Raw genomic sequence first — 22,355 nt, 5'->3', positions numbered from 1 at the left:
TGTAACGCCAGGCTAAAGACCCAAATAACTTAAAGTCGTTTACCGATTATCTGCTTAGCAGAATCTTGATAAGTTGCGCAGCCTTTGCCCGTTTGTGGGTTAACACTACACTCAAATACTCGCACATAATCCACCAGCATCTGTTTTGGAAAGCCACTTTCATCCACGCCTTTTTCATTCACGTTGGCAGGCCAATTACCGCCGACGGCAAAGTTTAACAGCATATGAAAACGCTTATCAAAAGGTGCAAATCCTGGGTTTTCAATTAATGTGCCGTCAGCTTGTTCACTGGCAGAATACCACTGCTCACTTTTAAAGGTGGCAAAATGAATATCATCTACATACCAGCGCATTTCATCTTGCTGCCACTCAAGGGCATAAACATGAAAGGTATCGGCAGGATTTTGATCGCCAGCAAAAGTATAGGCTGTGCCACTGTATACATTTTTAGGGGCTGGACCGCCATAATGCAAAGTACCATGCACACGACTCTCTAAAGTGCCTACGGGCGCCGTTTTATCATCTGTTGGCACTTTAAGATTAACCGCTTCCATAATATCAATTTCGCCAGAAGAAGCCCAACGGCCATACTCCCAATCAGTAGGTAGCATCCAAATCGCCGGCCATGCACCTTGCCCCGCAGGCAACTTAGCACGAATTTCAAAGCGACCATATCGCCAATCCCCTAAGCCCTTGCTGCGTAATCGTGCAGAGGTAAACGGTTGGGTTTGGGTGAGTGAGCGCTCTGCATCGCTATTAACCTCATCACGATTAAATTTAGGACCCGTGTACTGCTCTTTAATGGCAACGAGATGTAACAACCCTTGCTCAACAAAACTGTTTTCTGCTCGGGCGGTATAACACTGCTTCTCGTCATTTCCGCCACCACGACAATTGACTTCATGCTGCCACTTTTGTGAGTCAATTTGTGAGCCATTAAATTCATCTTGCCAAACGAGTTGCCAGCCTTCACCCAAACTGGCAGTGACAGGTTCTGTTTGTTCTACCTGTTGGCAGGCGCTAAGTGCGCCTGCCAACAAGATAATTGCAGGAGTTTTTATTGACATAAAATAGCTGACTCCTGTGCATGTTCAGTGCTTACTGCTAATTTAGCAATTGATAGCTGCCAATCACCTTGAGTGCTTAATTGCCATGGTGAGAACACTTGACCTAGGTTTACATTTTGCTCAGCAAAACACGCTAAATCAATATTCAGTGTTTGCCACTGTGAATCATTATTTAGTTGTTCGGTAATATCTAATTTACCTTGGCAATCATCACCACACTGCATACCTAACCACAATGGGCTGGTGCCTGCTTTGTCGACTTTGATCTGCATCTGTAGCTGCCCTTGTTTTTCAACAAACGAACGTAAGTCAGATGGGAACGGCGCCATTAATCGTACTGCTGCAAGCTCTTCACCGGTAAAAGTGATAGCACGCGCATCTTCTTGCACGTCTTTATCAAAGGTTTTAACGCTGATTGCACCAACAGACTCTCGGCTGCTTGCCATGGTTTTTTGTTGCTCACCACTTTGCAACTGTAGGCTCCACGGCGCTTTTACCGCACGTTCAAATAACACTAAGTCCTCAAGCTGCTGTGTTCCTTGGCTTTGCTCTGGAAGGTCATCACTTAAGGTGTTTTTATCTGTATAGGTTAAACCAAAACCATACGGCAACAACGGCGAGTAATCAGCGTCTCCTCGATTGGCATTGTCGATTGGGTTATTCGGCCACGAGAATGATAGCTTACCTTTGAAATCATGATTTATAGAACCATCAGCATTGGCAAATAACACATCGCTCAAGGCATCCCCTTCACTACCTGGCAGCCAAGTAGCAACAAAGGCATCACTGGCATTTAATTCTGCATTTACCCACATCGGGCGACCACTAATAAATAGCGATACGACTGGAATACCTGCTTTTTTAAACTTACGCAACAAGGCTAAATCTGTTTTATTACCACGTTGATATTCAAGGTTGTCTAAGTCGCCGTTGCCTTCTGCATAAGGTTGCTCACCAAACACCACGATTGCAACATCTGGACGAGTATTGAACTCACCATTTAAGTCATACTGAACTTGCCCGCCTGCTTGCTTAACGGTGTGTTCAATACCATCCAAAATCGAGGTACCACCTGGGAAATCGCTATTTTCGTTACCAGTCCCTTGCCATGTAATACTCCAGCCACCTGATTGCATACCAATATTATCAGCACCTAAACCTGCCACAAGCACATTTGCTTTAGGTGAAAGTGGTAATAGCTGTTGTTTATTTTTAAGTAAAACTAATGACTCACGTACCGCTTGCTTTGCCACAGCGCGGTGCTCTGCGCTACCGATTACTTCTGTTTTACCTGATAACGGACGCTGCGCTGGGCTTGGTTTATCAAATAAACCTGCGCGCATTTTCACGCGTAAAATACGAGTCACGGCATCGTCAATTCGGCTTTGCGCAATATCGCCACTTTTTACTTGAGCAATTAAATTTTCATAAAGCGGTTTCCAGGCATCGGTTGGCACCATGTACACATCCAAACCAGCATTCGCTGCTTGTGCACAGTTACCGTTTGTACAACCGTCAATTTGCCCGTGACCGTTCCAGTCACCTACAACAAAACCATCAAAACCCATTTTTCCTTTGAGCACATCGGTCAATAAGTATTTGCTGCCATGAATTTTTTCACCATGCCAACTATTAAATGACGCCATCACTGTTTGTGCGCCCGCACCTAAACCGCCAACATAGCCTTGTGCATGAATGTCGAACAGTTCTTGCTCTGATGCAATGTTATCACCTTGGTCATCACCGCCTTGCGTTCCACCATCGCCTAAAAAGTGCTTCACGGTACTAATTACACGCTCATCAGATAAGAAATCTTTATCAACCGCACCTTGCAAACCTTTTACGATTGCCGCTGAATAATCACGTACAATTTCAGGATCTTCTGAATACCCTTCGTAAGTACGACCCCAACGATCGTCACGCACGACGGCTACAGTTGGTGCAAATACCCAATCAATGCCTGTTACCATTACTTCTTGCGCAGTGGCTGCGGCTATTTTTTCAATTAATGCAGGATTATTAGTAGCACCTAAACCTATGTTATGTGGGAACAAGGTTGCGCCAATCACATTGTTATGGCCATGTACTGCATCGGTTCCCCACATTGTAGGAATATTAATGCCATCAAGGGAATCATCCACTGATGCTTGATACATTTTCTCAGCAAGCTCTATCCAATCAGCCGCGGTTGCGTGTTTATTGTTATTAGGAAACGCCCCGCCACCATTTAAATAAGAACCAAAGCCATATTTGCGCATATCTTCGACTGTTATATCGCGAATTTCAGGTTGGATCATTTGCGCAATTTTTTGCTCCAAGGTCATGCTATTTAACAGTTTCGCAATTGCCGCTTCCATGTCGGCATCATCTTTAATGCCTGTGGTAATTTTTGGCCAAATTTCGTTATCGACTACTTTACTCGTTTGCATTTTTTCAGGCCCTGAGCAGCCGTTCATCGCTATGGCCGCCATCATTAGCGCAGTAAGAGTGAATGGTTTTTTTAATGTCATGTTTTTCACCTAAATATTAATGACGAGTTGAAGATACTTTTGAGCCAAACAGCGCAAAGTAAGTGATATATAAATAACAACCTATTGGTAACATCAGTGCTAACTGCACACCAATATTATCAGCGAGCACACCTTGTAGTAATGGAATAATCGCACCACCAACAATTGCTAAACAAAGAATACCTGAGCCTTGTGAAGTGTATTTACCAAGCCCTTGCAACGCTAAGCTGAAAATAGTTGGGAACATAATTGAGTTACACAAACCAACCAGTAAAAGCGCCCACATAGCGAATCCACCTTGTCCGGTCATTGCCATAATAATCAGCACAATGGCAAGCAAGCCATGGCAGGCAAGCACTTTACCGGCATCAAACTTTTGCATCACAACCGCACCAATAAATCGACCTATCATCGCACCGGCAAAGTAATAACTAATATAATGAGCGGCTTGTTGCTCCGTTAAGCTGCTAATATGATCAAGCGTTAAAAAACCAACCAAAAAGCTACCAATGGCAACTTCAGCCCCAACGTAGACAAAGATACCGAGTGCCCCAAAAAGTAAATGACGGTATTGCCATACACTGCCTAAATCAACAAACCCTTCAACCTGCTGACTTTGTGCTGCTGAGTCACTCTCTTTGCCTAGTTTAGGCAACTTTAAAAATGCAAAGATAACCGCAAGGACTAATAAACTGGCTGACAACATTAAATAAGGGAATTTAACTTGCTCAGCTGTTGCTTGGCTCACTTCAGTTAAAATTAACCAACCGCCAAAAATAGGCGCTATGGTAGTGCCTAATGAATTGAATGCTTGGGTCATCGTTAAGCGTGATGAAGCTGTTTTAGGCGAGCCAAGTACACTCACATACGGATTTGCTGATACTTGTAGAATAGTGATACCAGACGCTAATACAAACAACGCCAGTAAAAATAACTCATAAACATGTGCGACTGCTGCTGGATAGAAAAGCGCACAACCAATAGCGGCGACCACAAGCCCGACAACAATACCAAACTGATAACCTATCTTACTGACCAACTTCCCTGCAGGAATCGACATCACAAAATAAGCACCAAAAAAGCAAAACTGGATTAGCATAGCCTGCGTGTAATTAAGCGAAAACATGCCTTTTAAATACGGGATCAAAATATCATTTAAGCAGGTAATAAATCCCCACATAAAAAACAGTGTGGTCAACGACGTTAAAGCAAACGTTTGCTTGCTCATAGGTTGCTGGCTATGTTCGTTCTCTGCCAAAGTGTGTGTGACATGTGCCATATTAAATCTCTAATTGTTTTTAATTATCAGTTTATTACAACTACATAGGTGCTTTTTTATTAAAATTATAAAAGCAAATAATAGTTGCAACATTAAATGTAAGCGCTTACATTTATAACATATAAATCGAATTTAGCAATTTATTTACAAAAAACTTGTAAGCGCTTACATTGAACAGCTATGCTGTCTACAAAATAAATATAAAGCGATTGCTACTACTGAAAGTTAAAAGGTGCACCTTGAGCGAATTTAAAACTATATCACTGCCATCTAATTCACCAATGCTAACGCCGCAATTTGTATTTGGCGTAGCAACCGCTTCATTTCAAATTGAAGGATCACGTGATACCCGCCTACCGTGTATTTGGGATACCTTTTGCGCGCAACCAGACACAATTGCTGATAATAGCCATGGCGACATTGCTTGTGATCATGTCAATTTATGGCAACAAGATATTGAAATGATTGCAAACTTAGCCGTAGACGCATACCGGCTATCAATTTCATGGCCACGCGTACTGCATCAAGATGGCACAGTGAATAAACAAGGAATTGGTTTCTATCGTGATCTATTAATTGCATTAAAAGCACGTAATATTAAAACCTATGTCACCCTATATCACTGGGATCTTCCGCAACATTTAGAAGATCATGGTGGCTGGCAAAATCGTAACACCGCTTATGCTTTTGCAGCTTATGCTGATGTGGTAAGTAAAGAGCTTACTGGGCTGGTTGATTCCTATGCCACCTTAAATGAACCATTTTGCAGCGCTTACTTAGGGTACGAAATAGGTGTTCATGCCCCAGGTATAAAAAGTCAGCAAGCTGGCCGTCAAGCGGCCCATCATTTGCTGCTCGCCCATGGCCTTGCGATGCAAGTATTACGTAAAAATTGCCCTACAGTAGAAGCTGGCATTGTACTTAACTTTAGCCCCAGCTACCCGCTTACCGCTGCAGATAAAACAGCTGCAATGCTTGCAGATCAATATCATAATCAGTGGTATATCAAAGCCGTATTAGAAGGGCAATACCCTGACTTACTCAGCCAACTAAACGAAAATGCACAACCTGTGATTGCTGCAGGAGATATGGCAATAATTAGCCAAGAAATTGATTTTATTGGTGTTAATTACTATACCCGAATACACTATCGTAGCACTGAGGATAACTGGTTTGCCGAAGCGAGTATTGCTAATGTACCAGTCACTGATATGGGCTGGGAAGTATACCCACAAGGCTTAACAGAGTTACTAGTTTCATTAAATGAACAATATCAATTACCTAAAGTATATGTAACTGAAAATGGCGCGGCCATGGCTGATCATTTGTACGAAGGGCAAGTAACTGACTTAGAAAGAGTGAGTTATTATCATACGCACCTCAATGCTGTTCATGACGCAATACAACAAGGCGTTGATATCCAAGGGTACTTTGCATGGAGTTTAATGGACAACTTTGAGTGGGCATACGGCTATGAAAAACGCTTTGGACTCGTTTATATTGACTATTCAAATCAACAACGGATACTAAAAGAAAGCGCTAAACAATATCGCAACTTACTGCAACAACGTAAAAAATAATAATAATATTGAGTGCCAATTATGCTAACTAAAAAAGAAAAAATAGCCTATGGCTTAGGTGATACTGCCAGTAACATCATTTTTCAAACCGTAATGCTATTTTTGACTTTTTTCTATACTGATATTTTTGGTATCTCGCCTGCAATCGTCGGCACTTTGTTTTTAGTAGTGCGTGTCATTGATGCGATCACCGATCCTCTCATGGGCTCGTTAACCGACTCAACCCGCACTAAATACGGCAGTTATCGCCCCTATTTGTTATGGTTAGCACTACCATTTGGGGTGATCAGCATTATTACTTTCACCACTCCCGATCTTAGCGACACCGGAAAAGTGATCTACGCATTTGTAACGTATACGCTATTAATGCTGGTCTATACTGCGATTAATATTCCTTATTCAGCACTCGGTGGTGTACTTAGTAAAGATCCTACAGAGCGGGTATCCATCCAATCGTATCGCTTTGTGTTTGGTATGCTTGGTGGATTGATTATTAGTAGTTGTACTATGCCCTTAGTAAACTGGCTTGGTAAAGGCGATAATGCACTAGGCTATCAGCTGACTATGGTGATCATGAGTTGCTTAGGTGTGGCGTTATTTTTGATCTGTTTTCGCTTTACCAAAGAGCGTGTCGTCGCTCAGCAATATAAGCAACTAAACCTCAAACAGCAAATGCATACGCTCTGGCAAAATGGCCCGTTTAAAGTACTGTGTGCAGCCTCTTTGATGCTATTAACCAGCATGGTTTTACGTACCACTTTAGCAATTTACTATGTTAAGTATGTACTAGGTGAGGCTGATCTGGTCACCGCATTTGTTACCATAGGTATGATAGGCAACATTTTGGGCTGTGCCTGCGCGCAACCTTTGAGTAAGCGCGTTGACAAAAAAACCGCCTATATCTACTTACAATACTTATCCGCCATAATCAGTTGTGTTGCTTTTTGGCTCCCTGGTGAACAACTGATATGGGCTTTTGCTATTTACTTTTTGTGGTGCTTTGTTACACAAATGGCCACCCCATTATTATGGGCAAAGATGGCTGACACTATCGATTACGGACAGTGGCAAAATGGTCACCGTTTAACCGGCCTAGTGTATGCCAGCGTGGTATTTTTCATTAAACTTGGCCTTGCTTTAGGCGGCGCTATCGCGGGCTGGTTACTGGCTTATTATGGCTACCAAGCAAATACCGCGTTAAGCGAGCCAACTCGCGATGGTATTTTAATTTCATTTACCTTATTTCCAGCAATTGGCAGCATACTTGTCGCATTAATTATGAAAAGGTATATTCTTGATAATCAAACTGTTCAGCAAATATCGGCTGAGCTCGCAGTTAAAAGTCGTATTTAACAAGGAATTGCATGGCCACCATTTATGAGGTGTCAAAACTTGCAGGCGTATCGTTAGCAACCGTCTCAAGAGTGATGAATAATAATGCTAATGTCAGCGATGCAACGCGTGAAAAAGTAACTCGCGCAATGACTGAACTCGGCTATAGGCCAAACTCTATTGCTCAATCGTTAGCGTCAAATTGCTCAAATAGCGTAGGATTGCTTGTTTCTGAGTTGCACGGTCCTTTTTATGGCCCGATGATGAGTGGCATCGAGACCGCCTTTCGCAAGCAGGGTAAACATGTGATCATTGCAGCAGGTCACAGTAATGAAGAGCGAGAGCAACAGGCTATTGAGTTTTTAATTAGCCGTAATTGCGATGCTTTGATTTTGCATGTTGAAGCGATCAGTGATGACTACTTGATAGAGCTTAGTAAAGGGAAAACCCCTTTTGTGCTCATCAACCGCTATATTGCAGAATTATCATCACGTTGTATTATTTTAGACAATGTAAAAGGTGGCTATTTAGCCGCTAAATATGTTTTAGAGCAAGGCCATACCGATATTGCCTATATCAGTGGTCCACTGTGGAAAAAAGATGCCCAAGATCGCTTAACCGGCCATAAGCAAGCCCTTGCAGAGTATAACTTGAGCTTTAATGAACAATTACTGTATCAAGGTGACTTTATGGAAGATGGCGGTGCAGCTGGATTCCAATACTTGCATAATAATGGGCCACAATTTACTGCTCTGATCTGTGCCAATGATGAGATGGCCACCGGCGCGATGGCAACAGCAAGAGAGTGTAAGCTTAAATTACCCGAACAATTATCGATTATGGGTTATGATAATGTGTTTTTTACCCGCCATGTTTACCCGCCACTGAGTACCATAAATTACCCCATAAATGAAATGGGTCGTATGGCTGCGGACTGGGTTTTGAGTAACGTTTATCAAAAAAACACACCGCCATTACAAACGTTATTTGAACCTGAATTAATCATTCGCCAATCAGTACTTACTCACCCTCAATAAGCTGGGTTAGTAATGCAAGATTAATTGGTTTTAATAAAACGTGTTCGATATTAAGCTGCTCTAGTTGTAGCGGCTCAGGCTGCATACCACTGACAATAACTCGAGATATCTCGGGGTAATGCTTCTTGGTATAAGCTGCTAACTCTAAACCACTGCCATCTGGTAAATGCATATCTAGCAAAACCTTATCAAAGTTGCTATCGACTTTTAAAATAGCAACGCAGTGCTCATAGCTGGTAGCTATACTGGTTTGCACACCTAAGCTTTCAAGTAACAATTGAGTTATTTGCGCTGCATCAGCGTCATCTTCAACGAGTAAAAAGCGCATTTTGCTCTGTACAGAATCTACAGGAGGCAGAACCTCTGGGGAGTTTTGGCTATTATCAGCTAAATAGGTTTGTAAGCACAAATACAGCAGAGTGGCATCGACAGGCTTACCTATCACATCATTAAAACCCAGCGCCGTCAGCTCACTATGGATCCCCTTCATTGTTGCGGCGGTAAGCGCAATAATGGCGCCTGTAAACCCAGCTTTTCTCAGCTCAATGGCAGTTTCTTTACCGCCCATCACTGGCATATGAATATCTAAATAAACAATATCGTATGGATTGCCTTGCTGCTGCGCATTAGCTACTTTATCAAGTGCTTGCTTGCCGTGCTCGGCGTAATCTACTTTCGCTCCTGCGGAGGCAATCATATGCCCGACGAGCACCCGTAAATCACGTAAATCATCAACCACTAACACTCGGCCGCTAACCTTACACGGGGCTGTTTTTTGCTGCATATTAGGGGTTAAATCAAGCTTTAATAAGCGCCTTTCTACCGCTTGAATATTGCCCGGATACAGGGAAATAGTAAACTCAGAGCCCTTGCCTATTGCAGATTCTAAGGAAATACCGCCTTGCATACGGCTCAATAACTCTGAACAAATCGCCAGTCCTAATCCAGCACCACCAACAGATCGCGATTCAACATCGGCTATTTGTTCAAACGGCTTAAATATCAGCGCTTGTTTTTCAGGAGCAATGCCCATCCCCGAATCTTTAATGCTAAAAAACAGCATTTCTGTGCCATCAATTACCTTTGTCCACGCGCGAACGATGATCTCACCTTGCTCGGTAAATTTAATCGCGTTATTGATTATATTAATTAAAATTTGTCGAAGCCGCGTCGCATCAATGTTCACTACTAACGGTAAAGGTTGTAACGACTCAAAGCGCAGTGATAGGCCTTTATCAAGTGCAGAAACTCGCATCAGGGTAAACACATCAGCCATCAGGCTATCAAGATTGACGTCACTGCGACTGAGCTCTAATTTATCGGCGGCTATTCTCGACAGGTCGAGCACGTCATTTAACAAACTTAATAAGTGTTTACCGTTGCGGTAAATAACACCAAGCTCGTTATTGGCATGTTCGTTAAAGTCACTCTGCATCAGCAATTCAGTATAACCGAGAATGGAAGATAAAGGCGTGCGTAACTCATGACTCAAATGGGCTAAAAAACGATCTTTAGAGCGGTTTTCTGCTTCCGCTTTTAAACGCTCGATCCGCTCTTCTTCTATATCTCTGCGGGCTAATGCATAACGAATTGAGCGCGCAAAACGGCTACTGCTCATTTCGTTTTTAACTAAATAATCAACCGCACCAGCATCTAGGGCAGCCGAATCAAGTTCATCATTTGACTGCCCAGTAAGCATAATAATTGGCCCGGTGAAGCCATTTTCGACCGCTTGCTTTAATACCACAAGGCCATCAGATGCACCTAAACGGTAGTCAAGCAGGCAGATATCATGCAGATTTTGACTTAATAGTTGTACTGCCTGCTTAGGATCACTGCTCCATTCTATATCAAATGTATGGGAACTAAGCTGTTCAAGGTAATCACAAGTAAGAATGTAATCGTCTTCATCATCTTCAACAAGTAGCAGCTTAGTTGCCTTATCTAACATAGTGTCTCCAGTAGTTATTTTCTAATCGTTATAGGTGCTCGGTAATTCAACAAACTCAACCCAGTATTTACCGAGTGTTTTCATCAAATCAACTAAACCATCAAAGGTCACTGGTTTAGTGATGTACGAGGCTGCGCCCAAGTCGTAACCTTTAACCATGTCTTCCTCTTGCTTTGAGGTGGTTAAAATCACCACTGGAATGCCTTTTAAATTCGGGTTTGCTTTGATTGCTTGCAGTGCCTCTCGACCATCCATACGTGGCATGTTTAAGTCTAATAAAATTAAACTCGGTCGCGGCGATGAGTCACGGTCTTCAAACTTACCTTTACGTTCAAGGTATTCCAACAACTCCACACCATCTTCAACAAAATACAACTCGTTCAACACACGACTTTCGACGAGAGCATCTTGGGTTAACAAACGATCATCTTCGTCATCATCAGCCATTAAAATGGTGATTGGCTTTACTTTAGTGAACGGCATTTAAGCCTCTCCTTGCAATGTGAAAAGATCACTTTCCACAGGTAGTTTTATGATGAAGGTTGCACCCTCACCCGTTTCGCTTTGAGCTGTTATAGTGCCGCCATGACGCTCTACAATTCGTCGACAAACCGATAAACCAATACCGGTGCCTTTGTATTCTGAGCGTCCGTGTAAGCGCTGAAACGGCACAAAAATTTTGTCCGTGTACTCTGGTGAAAAACCTATGCCATTGTCTTTCACGGTAATTATTTGCCACTCAATATCAGTATTATGATCTTCACTGAATTGCGTTTGATGCGCATAATCAATATTAATTATCGGTGCTATTTCTGGGCGCCTAAACTTCACCGCATTGGAAATTAAGTTTAAAAATAACTGTTCCATCTGACTCGGATCCGCTTGTATTACCGGCATTTGGCCAACATGTACTTGCGCGTTTGACTCTTTTATCGCAATTTCCAAATCATTCAATATTTCATCAAGTACTTTTTGCAAGTCGGTATCAACAAAGTCTTTGCCGCGAGTAGTGACTCGCGAGAACTCCAGTAGATCATTGATTAAGTTAGACATACGTTGCGCTGCATTTTTCATGCGCGCAATATAATCGATGCCTTTTTCACCTAGCTCATCTTTAAACATGGTTTCTAAGCGATCACTAAATGCTTGAATTTTACGTAGTGGCTCTTGTAAATCATGGCTGGCTACAAATGCAAACTCTTCAAGCTCACGATTAGATCGACTCAATTCTTCAGAATATAAGGTCAGCTCCAAAGTCCGTTCCGTTACTTTTGCAGCTAGAGTTTCATTTTGATACTCCAGTTCTTCCCGATATTTTGCTGCGGTACGTAAGTTGATCCGCGTTAATATAAACATACCAATAATCAATAAACCACTCGTCACAGCAGTAATTGCAAAAGTGACTTTTGCCTCTTTTTTGATTTGCCCGAGCTTTCTAAATTGAACAAGCTTAAAGGCTGATTCAGCGTCTTGAATTTCGTTAGCGAGTAGGCGAATTTCCTCGTAAATCTTACGCCCTTGGTGTGTTTCTAGTAGATAATGTGCACGCCGCTCGTTGTCAGCCAATGCTAAATCAGCGGTTCTAGTTAGTATTGCCACTTTATCATCCACTAAATAGAGTAAACGAGCGACTTTATCAGCCTGACCATCGATCTCAGTTCGTAAACCTTTTACCAACTTAGCTTGTGAATTAAGCTGTAAAATAGCATCGTAATACGGTGCTAAATACGCTTCATCACCGGTCAGTAAAAAACCGCGTTGACCTGATTCAGCCTGTACAATAGAAAGATGAAGCTTTTCAATTGCGGTATTTAGCATCCCTGTGTCATCTAAACGCTGCTGAGTTTGCGTAAGGCTCTGAATAGTATTCATCGCTAAAATAGCATTACCCACCACAATACATAGCACTACAGCAATAAAACTAGCCCAGACGACATTAGTTTTGCCGAGTTGCTTTTTTTGCTTCATTTACTTTCCCTTAAATACTGTTTATGCGGTGGCATCTGAATCAGCAATTTTTTGCAAACTGTCACTACATTGTTGGCAATTACTAATTATTTTATCTAATGCTGCTAAGGCTTTATCTTTAGGCATATCATTTTCAAGTACCAACTTGATTAGCTCAGCATTCATCGAGATACGATTAAGCGGTGCTCGTGCATCGTGAACGAGTTTATTTAACGGTTCGTTATTACTCATGTTTCTCCTGTCGTAATTATCTAACTATATTCGCCAATCCCGCCGTATGCATTTAAACGGTTGTATAAGGTTTTTGTACTTATTCCCAGCATTTGTGCCGCAAGGGTTTTATTACCTTGTACTTTATCTAAAGTCGCGTGGATCAGTTCTTTTTCAACTTCTTCAATAGTTTGCCCAGCACTGACTTGATTTACTTGAGTTTGCTTATTTACTCGTGAAAAGGGTGATTCTAAGTTATCAGGTAAGGTAATTGCCTTACCTTTTGGATCGCTCATTATAAAGGCACGATGAATCGCATGGCGAAGCTCTCGCACATTGCCTGGCCAATCATAACTTTCAAGCAGTTTTAACTGACTGGCTTGCCACTGAAAATCAGTATTATTTTCGTCATTTAACTGCTCCAAAAATGCGCTAGCGAGTAAACTAATGTCTTCTTTACGCTCACGAAGTGGCGGAATATCAATAGGAAATACCGCTAACCGAAAGTAAATATCTTCACGAATAATATTATTTTGCGCGAGGTCTTCCAGCGAACGGTTGGTCGCAGAAATTACTCGACAATCAACCGCGCTTTCTTTACTACCACCGACTCGAGTGACTTTTTTAGTTTCCAGCACACGCAGTAAATTAGGCTGCATATCAATTGGCATTTCGGTTACTTCATCTAAAAATAGGGTACCACCCGTTGCCTGTTCAAAAACGCCATCTTTACGCGCAATAGCGCCTGTAAACGCGCCTTTTTCATGGCCAAACAACTCGCTGCCAATCAACTCTTTTGAAAGTGCACCACAGTTAGTTGCCACTAATGGGCCACTGCAGGCGCTGGCGTTATGAATCGCTTGCGCCACCACTTCTTTACCGGCACCACTTTCACCCATTAACATCACGTTAGCACTGGTGTTTGCCACTCGTTCAATCATGGTATACAGCTGTTGCATTTGCGGTGATTCGCCTATTAATGTTCCAAAATGCTTTTTAATACTAGGTGTTGTTTTTTTCTTAGCTGCTGCTTTTTTTGGATTTAAAACGCGTTCAATGTCTTCGCGTTGTAAAGGCTTAACCAAATGACCGACATTTGGTTCACACATTTCAGCTAATTTACCTTTTACTGAAGGGTGGCCTGAAATAAGGGTTATTTTAGGTGTTTGACCTATGCTTTTGAGGTGTTCAACTAAATGCAAGCCACTGCCGTCTGGTAACATGAAATCAAGGAAAACGTGGTCAAAATGATTATTAACAAACCACTGCTCTGCTTCGGCTAGGTTTGCCGCAGTATTGATGTTATGTCCTAAAAACTCAACGATATGACAAACAACCTCACTAAACTCATTATCATCATCAACTAAAAGTATGTTTAACATGAAAAAATCCCTATGTTTTTATCACTATTGAGCCTAACACATTAATCCTTTCATACTACAGGATTTATTCTTAACCGACAGTTTACGTAGTAAATAAAATTATTGATCACTTTTGCGATATAATTCTTTAAAATATTTATAGTTAGGAAAGCTATGCGATTACTTAAAACAGCAACTCATCCTAGTGTTAATGCTAAAGACCCTCACCAATTTACTCGCCTAACGAGCCGTGCAATTGCCTTAAAAGGCACTGATATTTTATTAATGTACACTGCCCGCTATGAAGATTTCAGCTTGCCTGGCGGCGGCATTGATGAAGGTGAAAGCATAGAGCAAGGATTAATCCGCGAGCTACAAGAAGAAACTGGCGCACAAAACATCAAAGTACTCGGTGAATTTGGGCTTTATGAAGAATACCGCCCTTGGTATAAAGACGATTTTACTGTGATCCATATAAAATCTTACTGCTATTTTTGCAGCATCGATGAACAATTAGGCCAAGCGCAACTAGAGCATTATGAGCAACAAAATGGCATGACTGCAAAGTGGGTCAATATATTTGATGCCATTGCTCATAATGAGCGGACGTTGGCAAACAGTGATAAGCAAGGCTTGTCGATTATTCGCGAGACTTTTTTGTTAAAAGAAATAGCGAAACAACTTTAGTGTTAACAGCTAACAGCCCTGTAAAGAAGCTAATCTGCTATGTTAGCTTCTTTCGACCAGAAATAAAAACGCCATAGCCCAACCAGATTACTGAGCAAAAACAAGCATTCCATCAACACTGCCATCGGTGACCCCACCAGTATATTGTGGCTTATCCACAATGCAGTCCCGAACACCATAAATAGTCGCAACAACATATCTCGCGGTTGGAAAGAAGCAAACGTTTGTATTAATGTTGCAAGCAATGCCAAGCCGCTTAGCCAATCCTGCCAACTTAATGCAACAGCCACAGTACTTAGCAACATAAAGCCCAGCATAGCCCACTGACTACGGTTAAAAATACAATAAAAATAGCGAACTGCGGCAATTAACATTAACAAACTAGCACTTATTTTATCTAGCAAGAAAAAATGCGCAGCAGTTAATAACACAGAGCTGAATAAACACAGTAATATTAATTTTCGTGATTTAAATTGAAACGACGCCAAGTCTAATAAAGTAGCGATAGCAACTAAACATTGTGAAACTAAAAACATAGTGACTCCTGAAAAAACAGCAGTCTAATTTAACCTAGCCTTGCCGCGCCTTAACTTAAGTTAAGACGCTGGCGAATTCGTGATAAAGAAATGGCTGAAACACCGATATACATTGCAACTTCTGTTAAGGTTAATTGCGCCAGCCAATGTGGTTTTTGCGCTAACAAATAGCGATAGCGCTGCTCTGGTGTATTTAATAATAAAAAAGCCTCTTTAGCTTCTTTAAAAACTAATTGCTGGGTCAATAAATGTTGTTTTAGTTGTTGCCAATCGGGCTGCTCAAATACAGCTAACGGAATGGCAATTAATCGCGCTGATTTAACCACTTGTATCTGATAAAGCGCTTGAGAATCTGTAAGCCAGTTACCATATAAAAGTGCAAACTCATCTTGAAAATAAAACTCTTTGCATTTTTGCCCGCCCTCTGCTGAAGTGTGTAATGCAGCGAGTACGCCTTCTAAAATTAAGTAACCATACTGCTGCTTTTCGCCCTGTTGTAAGATCACCTCACCGCGAGAAAATGTTTTCACCGTAAATTGCTGCTCACATTTAACAAGCAAATCATTAGCCAATACATGATAACTATCTCCTAACGGCAACATCGCTAAGTTATGCATCGACTGGTACTAACAGTTCAGTGATTTCAGCAGCACTAATCCCCTCTCTTGCAATGTATTTTTGTCCGCACCATAACGGCGAAAAATCACTTTTGCCTTGTGCTTCGGATTTAGCTCGCAATGCACTAAGTGCAATACTGGCGAATGGAAAGGCTGGGGCTTGCTGTGGCATAGTGCCAAGTTCGCGCATAACGCGGTTTTCAATCCCTCGGGCAGCGCGCCCAGAAAATAATGTAGTTAATGCGGTACTATCTGGCGCTTGTTGTAAAATAGCGTCGCGGTGCAGCGCTGACGTTGTTGCCTCTTGGCACAACAAATACGCACTTCCTACTTGGACTAACGCAGCGCCCAGTGAGTACATTTGCTTTACATCATCAACGGTTGCAATGCCGCCTGCTGCGATTACAGCAATATTTAGCTCCCGCACACATTGCTCAACCAATACCGCCGTTGGCTGCTGTAAACTTAAGTCCATTGATAAAAAGTGACCTCTATGGCCGCCTGCTTCTAAACCTTGTGCTATTACAGCATCGGCCCCATTCGCTTCTAGCCACTTAGCTTCATCAACAGTGGTCGCCGTAGAAATCACTTTGCCACCCCAGCTTTTAATTTGCTGCATAATATCACTAGCTGGTAAGCCAAAATGAAAACTGACAACTGGTGGTTTGAAGGGCGCAATAAGCGCGACAGTGTCTGCATCAATTGGCTGACGGGAAGCCGTCATGCCTAAAGTCGTGTCGTCAATATTCAGTTCATCAAAGTAAGGCGACAATAATTTGTGCCACTGCTGTTTTTGCGGCGGTGTGTAGCTGGCTGGCGTATGACAAAAAAAGTTAAGGTTGTAGGGCTTATCAGTGGCTTTAGTCAAGCTGCTGAGCTCACTCAACAACTGCTCTTTAGAGAGCATGGCACAAGGTAATGACCCTAAGCCACCGGCGTTACTCACAGCAGCAGCTAAACGAAAGTCTTGTACACCCGCCATCGGCGCTTGAATAAGCGCTAAATGCGTATTAAAAAAAGATACCGCCATAACTTTCTCCTTGTAACTTTTTCAGCTACCTGAACTTTTTACCGACATAAAACTAAATGCTAACTGAAAATAATAAAAAAATGAACCAATAAAAATAAAAAACCCAATAATTACAGTGCATTAAGAATATAAAACAAATTAATACAGAGTTGGTGTTAGCTTTGCACCCTGCTTAGTTAATATAATTTGTAAGGAGATAAAGATGACTAACACAGTAACCACCATTAATCCTGCGACCGAGCAAACAATTGCAGACTATACCCTGCTCAACCTAGAGCAAGCAAAAAATGAGATAGACAAAAGTCATACTGCTTTCTTAGAGTGGCGCCTCACTTCATTAACCGAACGCGCTAAACACTTAAACCAATTAGCCCATGTATTTGAGCAACAAAAAGAGTCACTAGCAACACTGATGACTCAAGAGATGGGAAAGCTTTATGCACAAGGCTTACAAGAAGTTGAGCTTTGCGCAGCAATCTGTCGCTACAGTGCCGAACACGGTCAAACTCAGCTGGCGGATGAAGAGCGCTCAATGGAAAATGGCCACGCGATAATTACTTATCAACCAACGGGCGTTTTACTTGGCATACAACCTTGGAACTTTCCGCTATACCAAGTTGTACGCTATGCCGTTACTAACATTATGGCGGGTAATACAACTGTTCTTAAACACGCCGGTAATGTGTTTGGTATGGCTGAAAAAATAGAACTGATGTTTGCTGATGCAGGTTTCCCTAGCCATGTATTTAAAAACTTACTGATTGATGGCAAAACAGCTAGTGAACTGATCAGCCACCAAGCAATTCGCGGTGTAACCTTTACCGGCAGTGATGGCACAGGTAAAAAAGTGGCTGAACAAGCGGGTAAACACGTGAAAAAAACTGTTTTAGAACTTGGTAGTAACGACGCTTACATGGTGCTTGATGATGCTGATTTAGAGCTGGCAATTAAAGCATGCCTGCAAGGTCGCATGATCAATAACGGCCAGACATGTGTATCAGCAAAGCGTTTCGTAGTCGTTGATGCTCTATATGATGAATTTAAAGCAGGCATTGTTGAGCAATTTAACGCGCTTAAACTTGGCGATCCAATGGACGAAGATACAGATCTTGGACCAATGGCACGTGAAGATTTAAGAGATAAAATTCATGACCAAGTACAAGAGTCGGTTAAGGCTGGCGCTAAAGTAGTTGTGGGTGGCGAAATTCCTAAGCAAACAGGTTTTTACTATCCAGCTACCTTGCTTGAGAATTTATCGTCGGGCATGCCCGCATACGATGATGAATTATTTGGTCCTGTGGCTTCACTTATCAAGGCTAAAGATAACGAAGATGCGATGCGAATTGCCAACGACTCCCGTTATGGCTTAGGTGGCGGTATTTTTTCTAAAGATGAAAAGAAAGCCATTGAACTGGCGAAAAAGCACTTTGATACCGGCATGGTTAACATCAATGGCTATGGCCTCGCTCAACCAAATCTACCATTTGGCGGGGTTAAAGACAGCGGTTATGGCCGTGAGCATGGCGGCTTTGGTATTCGTGAATTTGTGAATATAAAAACCATTATGGTCAATAGCTAATAGTGTAAATAGGCGCAAGGGCCATTAAAGGCCCTTGTTACTTTTAAAGGTCGGCACTTGATGCTTATTTACCCCATTCATTTTTAAATCCTGCGCAATTTCATCGGTATCCTCATCTTTTTCGGTCAGTGATTGCTGCTGCGCATCTTCATAAACAAGCTCCGTTAATAAAGCAAAATGATCAGAACCATATTTAGCTAAGCGTTTAATGCGCTTAACACTAAAACCTGGGCTGTGGAATAAATGATCCAATGGCCAGCGCATAAAAAAGTAATCAGCATGAAAGGTGTTAAAGAACCCCCTGCCTTTACGTGGATCTAAAAAACCGCTGAGCTTCATAAACAACTGAGTACTCCTAGACCATGCAACATCATTTAAATCCCCTGCCACAATGACCGGCCTAATAGGATTTTTAACTGCTTTAGCAACTATAATTAATTCACTATCACGCTCTCGCGAGCTGTCTTTTTCGGTTGGGCTTGGCGGCTCTGGGTGGATAAAGTGACCTTGCATCTGCAAGCCAGCATTGTTTTCAAACAACATATGAATCGAGGGAATATCGTCTGAAACAAGTTCACATATCTGCGATTGAATAATTTTATACTTGCTGAATACATGCATGCCGTAGCGGTTATCTTTAGGGCAAGCAATACGATACGGGTAATCGTTATGTAGCGCTGTGAGCTGGTTTTGCCACCAAAGATCACTTTCTAGGGTGATCAATAAATCAGGCTTATGTTGCTTCACCAAGGAAATCAATGCATCACTGTGATGATTCGACATCAAAACATTGGCACTCATAATACGAATACTGTGCTCAGCTTGAGGGTCGCTGCTTTTGACTTCATGACGAGCAAACCAACAATAGGGATAAATCCAATAGCCTTGCAAAATAAGTACGAATAGGTTTATGCCTATCATCACAATAAGTGGGATTGAACTCGTTACAAAAATGGCATAACTGAAAATTAGCAACAAGTTAATAAGCGCGCCGTAACATATTTGCAAGCGAATAAAGTCACCACCTCTAACCATATAATGCTGACTATAAGAAAGTGGCAACACGCTGGCGATAAGTAAGATAGTCGAGATTATGGCAAATAAAATAAGCACACTGCATTCCTTGTTATTGTTTATCAACCTAAATTCAGGTTATGAGATTTACTCATTTAATTACTACTAGCATAACAGCTATGTATGAATCAGTAATGAAAACAAAAAAACCACATATGTAACCTACATTTACAAACTTACCATACCTGATTGCACATTTAATACGCAAAACGGCATAAAATATGAGCATCTAAAAAGGATTTATAAACTCGCCACGGAGCCGCTTTATTCGACTTTTTAGGTGTTCCCCCATTAATGCGTTGTCATCGTAACTTCCAGCAAGCCGGTTTTACTTTAGTTGAGCTAATGATAGTCGTCGCTATTATCAGTATTATGGCTGTGCTTGCAGCGCCAAGCTATATGGCGTTTATCAAACATGACCGCCTCGTCACTCATGCTAATCAGTTACAAAGCGTCTTTAAATATTCGCGCAGTGAAGCCGTTAAGCGCAATCAAATCACTATAGCTGATCATGATAGCAGCACCACTGATATGCAATTGTGTATTTTACCAATCGGCCAAAGCTGGCTTAGCGAACAACCGCAGGGCTGTGCTTAATGAAAAATTCAAAAGGCTTTACCCTTATTACGGTGTTAATACTCACCTCAATGGCAACTTTGGTGGTACTAAGTTCACTGCGCGACACGATTATTCAAGAACGCCTCAGTGGTAATTACCAAAAGCAGATCAATGCCCGCTTAATGGCTGAAAAAGGTGTATACGCAAGTATGCAGCAACTCAACCAACAACTGCTTGATGAACCTACACAAAGTTTAGAAGACTTAGTCAATCAAAGCACCCATATCAATGGTACTGGAGGACTTGATAACACTGCCTTTAATGCCGATTTAACCATTAATAAAGATGGCGAATTAGTGATTTCTAGCACAGGTAACCGCTTTGAAGGTGAAGCAAACTTAGAGGCTATTTTTGAATTTGTGCAAACACCAGACAAGACTGGTAAATCGCCATTTTCACCAGGGATCACCGGCTGCTCAGGTATCAGTCTCAGCGGTAGCGGGAAAATAGACAGTTATGATTCATCATTGGGCGATTACAACGCAAGTCTAAGTGATGGTAGCCAAAATATCAGCGAACGCGCTTTTGTACAAACATTGGATGGGGATAGCACCATTATTTTATCAGGCAATGGGAAAATTTTTGGTGATGTGATCGCCTCCAATAGTATTCAACTTACTGGCTCTGCCGATATCAGCGGTAACGTACATTCAAATGGCTTTTTAAGTTTACCAAACAATAGCAAAATTGGTGGTAATGTTACGACATACCTGTATTACAGCCAACAAAGTGGCAGCGTCGCTGGCAATATTCAGGCAAATGGGGATATTACTCTAAAACAAACTTATGCCGGTGGTAATGTGACATCGGGAGCTAATATTAATGTCACAGGTAACACAATTGATGGCAAAGTACTTAGCCAAGGTGATACAACGGTTAACCAACCAACTATTTTGGGCGGCGTACAAAGCCATGGCAATTATAGTCAAACAGGTGGCACCGTCAGCGGTGGTGTCAGGGTATTAGGCGATGTTGCACTTACCCAATGGGGCAGCACAATTAGCAACGATGATTTACGTTATTTAGGTAAAGGCCGCTTTACTGGTGAAACCCCTGAGTATAACCGCGCACCTTATAAAACGTCCCCACCTCTGGTTATTGACACTATTACTCCCGTAGAGAAAATAGATTTTACTGAAGGTGACGCCACAAGCGGCACTAGCAGCTGCGACCCTTTAAACATCAACAACGCTATAAATGATTTAGATGATCCATTAAATAACTATCAAGATTTATACATCAGTGGCTCAGGCAAAGGCGATCATCTGCAACTACACACTAGCAAAGCAGTTTTTTTAGTTGATAATGCCAGCACACCCGATGGCGATATAACCGCGCAATCAACGCGCTTTTTAGAAAAACCAACTGACATTATATATTTTGATAATATCAACATAAAAGGCCATTTATCGGTTAAAGAAAACCACCATGCCACCCTATTTGTACAAGGTGACTTTACAATGGATGGGGCAAGCTCATTGACTATTCCAGAGCAAAGCAGCTTAACTATCATAATTCAGGGTAAGTTTAACGTTGGTGGCGGTGCGCAAGTTTATACCCCCGCAAATGGTATTACCGCACAGGGCAAACCAGTGTTTAGCATTTATAGCAATTATGTCGGTGCTGGTACTGGCGTGAGCTTTTCTGGTGGCACTGAGCAAGTTTACGCCGTTATTTACGCACCCAATAGTCATGTTGAAATAAATTCGGCAGTTGGCTTTAAAGGTTCCGTGTTAGGTAATACAGTGAATGTATCAGGGGCTGGTGGTATTCACTACGATACTGCACTAGGTAATGTAAGCACAGGTGGTAATAACGGCTCATCAGGTGCTGCGAGTCGCCTAGTTTTTAAAGGTTGGCGTTATGCAGTGCAAGAGGATCAAAGTTAGCAAAGAAATTATATTCCTCGCTAACTTTCA

At 41.9% G+C, this 22,355-nt stretch carries 19 protein-coding genes; 7 read left to right on the top strand and 12 right to left on the bottom strand.

The window, feature by feature from the left end:
- Window positions 1-29: 29 nt before the first annotated feature.
- The 3 genes from A7968_RS14320 to A7968_RS14310 are packed head-to-tail and all read right to left on the bottom strand — an operon-like array spanning window position 30 to window position 4,856.
- Entirely contained in the window at window positions 30-1,067 is a 1,038-nt protein-coding gene (locus tag A7968_RS14320) for a glycoside hydrolase family 16 protein (protein WP_064667255.1), read from the bottom strand.
- A complete protein-coding gene (locus A7968_RS14315; protein ID WP_064667254.1) occupies window positions 1,058-3,577 on the bottom strand; it encodes a glycoside hydrolase family 3 protein in 2,520 nt (839 codons plus the stop codon). Before A7968_RS14315 ends, A7968_RS14320 begins: the two co-directional genes overlap by 10 nt.
- A 16-nt stretch (window positions 3,578-3,593) precedes the next feature.
- Window positions 3,594-4,856 (bottom strand): sugar MFS transporter, encoded by a 1,263-nt coding sequence (locus tag A7968_RS14310; protein WP_064667253.1) that lies wholly within the window; start codon window positions 4,854-4,856, stop codon window positions 3,594-3,596.
- 281 nt (window positions 4,857-5,137) lie between these two features.
- On the opposite strand from A7968_RS14310, the gene A7968_RS14305 reads away from it, so the two are divergent.
- Genes A7968_RS14305 through A7968_RS14295 form a run of 3 tightly spaced genes read left to right on the top strand, consistent with a single transcriptional unit; the run spans window position 5,138 to window position 8,805 of the window.
- Window positions 5,138-6,436: a GH1 family beta-glucosidase gene (locus A7968_RS14305; protein WP_064667307.1), complete on the top strand. Its 1,299-nt coding sequence runs from the start codon at window positions 5,138-5,140 to the stop codon at window positions 6,434-6,436.
- Between the two features lie 21 nt (window positions 6,437-6,457).
- Window positions 6,458-7,789, top strand: coding sequence for a glycoside-pentoside-hexuronide (GPH):cation symporter (locus A7968_RS14300; RefSeq protein WP_064667252.1), 1,332 nt, complete (start codon window positions 6,458-6,460; stop codon window positions 7,787-7,789).
- An 11-nt stretch (window positions 7,790-7,800) separates the two neighbouring features.
- Complete coding sequence (locus tag A7968_RS14295; RefSeq protein ID WP_064667251.1) at window positions 7,801-8,805, top strand: LacI family DNA-binding transcriptional regulator; 1,005 nt, start codon at window positions 7,801-7,803, stop codon at window positions 8,803-8,805.
- Here A7968_RS14295 and A7968_RS14290 read toward each other — a convergent pair.
- The 5 genes from A7968_RS14290 to A7968_RS14270 are packed head-to-tail and all read right to left on the bottom strand — an operon-like array spanning window position 8,789 to window position 14,316.
- Window positions 8,789-10,756, bottom strand: coding sequence for a hybrid sensor histidine kinase/response regulator (locus A7968_RS14290; protein WP_064667250.1), 1,968 nt, complete (start codon window positions 10,754-10,756; stop codon window positions 8,789-8,791). The two genes, A7968_RS14295 and A7968_RS14290, sit on opposite strands and share 17 nt — an antisense overlap.
- Before the next feature lie 21 nt (window positions 10,757-10,777).
- Entirely contained in the window at window positions 10,778-11,239 is a 462-nt protein-coding gene (locus A7968_RS14285; protein ID WP_064667249.1) for a response regulator, read from the bottom strand.
- Window positions 11,240-12,724, bottom strand: coding sequence for a sensor histidine kinase (locus A7968_RS14280; RefSeq protein WP_064667248.1), 1,485 nt, complete (start codon window positions 12,722-12,724; stop codon window positions 11,240-11,242).
- 21 nt (window positions 12,725-12,745) lie between these two features.
- Complete coding sequence (locus A7968_RS14275) at window positions 12,746-12,955, bottom strand: hypothetical protein (RefSeq protein WP_064667247.1); 210 nt, start codon at window positions 12,953-12,955, stop codon at window positions 12,746-12,748.
- Window positions 12,956-12,975: 20 nt separating this feature from the next.
- Window positions 12,976-14,316, bottom strand: coding sequence for a sigma-54-dependent transcriptional regulator (locus A7968_RS14270; RefSeq protein WP_064667246.1), 1,341 nt, complete (start codon window positions 14,314-14,316; stop codon window positions 12,976-12,978).
- Between the two features lie 153 nt (window positions 14,317-14,469).
- Here A7968_RS14270 and A7968_RS14265 point away from each other — a divergent pair, with 153 nt between their 5' ends.
- Complete coding sequence (locus A7968_RS14265; protein ID WP_064667245.1) at window positions 14,470-14,982, top strand: NUDIX hydrolase; 513 nt, start codon at window positions 14,470-14,472, stop codon at window positions 14,980-14,982.
- Window positions 14,983-15,011: 29 nt separating this feature from the next.
- Here A7968_RS14265 and A7968_RS14260 read toward each other — a convergent pair whose 3' ends face one another.
- Genes A7968_RS14260 through A7968_RS14250 form a run of 3 tightly spaced genes read right to left on the bottom strand, consistent with a single transcriptional unit; the run spans window position 15,012 to window position 17,165 of the window.
- Window positions 15,012-15,518 (bottom strand): YgjV family protein, encoded by a 507-nt coding sequence (locus A7968_RS14260; RefSeq protein ID WP_064667244.1) that lies wholly within the window; start codon window positions 15,516-15,518, stop codon window positions 15,012-15,014.
- Window positions 15,519-15,568: 50 nt separating this feature from the next.
- A complete protein-coding gene (locus A7968_RS14255; protein ID WP_064667243.1) occupies window positions 15,569-16,135 on the bottom strand; it encodes a Crp/Fnr family transcriptional regulator in 567 nt (188 codons plus the stop codon).
- A complete protein-coding gene (locus tag A7968_RS14250) occupies window positions 16,128-17,165 on the bottom strand; it encodes an NAD(P)H-dependent flavin oxidoreductase (RefSeq protein WP_064667242.1) in 1,038 nt (345 codons plus the stop codon). The genes A7968_RS14255 and A7968_RS14250 overlap by 8 nt, the downstream gene beginning before the upstream one ends.
- 202 nt (window positions 17,166-17,367) lie before the next feature.
- On the opposite strand from A7968_RS14250, the gene A7968_RS14245 reads away from it, so the two are divergent.
- A complete protein-coding gene (locus tag A7968_RS14245; RefSeq protein ID WP_064667241.1) occupies window positions 17,368-18,744 on the top strand; it encodes an NAD-dependent succinate-semialdehyde dehydrogenase in 1,377 nt (458 codons plus the stop codon).
- A 24-nt stretch (window positions 18,745-18,768) separates the two neighbouring features.
- Here the strand turns inward: A7968_RS14245 and A7968_RS14240 are convergent, their stop codons facing one another.
- Entirely contained in the window at window positions 18,769-19,857 is a 1,089-nt protein-coding gene (locus tag A7968_RS14240) for an endonuclease/exonuclease/phosphatase family protein (protein ID WP_064667240.1), read from the bottom strand.
- 255 nt (window positions 19,858-20,112) lie between these two features.
- Between A7968_RS14240 and A7968_RS14235 the strand changes: the two genes are divergently transcribed.
- Both A7968_RS14235 and A7968_RS14230 read left to right on the top strand, forming a co-directional pair.
- Entirely contained in the window at window positions 20,113-20,415 is a 303-nt protein-coding gene (locus A7968_RS14235) for a pilus assembly FimT family protein (RefSeq protein ID WP_064667239.1), read from the top strand.
- Entirely contained in the window at window positions 20,415-22,325 is a 1,911-nt protein-coding gene (locus A7968_RS14230; protein WP_064667238.1) for a pilus assembly PilX N-terminal domain-containing protein, read from the top strand. Before A7968_RS14235 ends, A7968_RS14230 begins: the two co-directional genes overlap by 1 nt.
- Window positions 22,326-22,355: the final 30 nt, after the last annotated feature.

The organism is Pseudoalteromonas prydzensis (assembly GCF_001661495.1).
Lineage (GTDB): Bacteria > Pseudomonadota > Gammaproteobacteria > Enterobacterales > Alteromonadaceae > Pseudoalteromonas > Pseudoalteromonas prydzensis.
The sequence above is the reverse complement of the archived record's forward strand: the minus strand, read 5'-3'. Positions and strand labels throughout refer to the sequence as shown.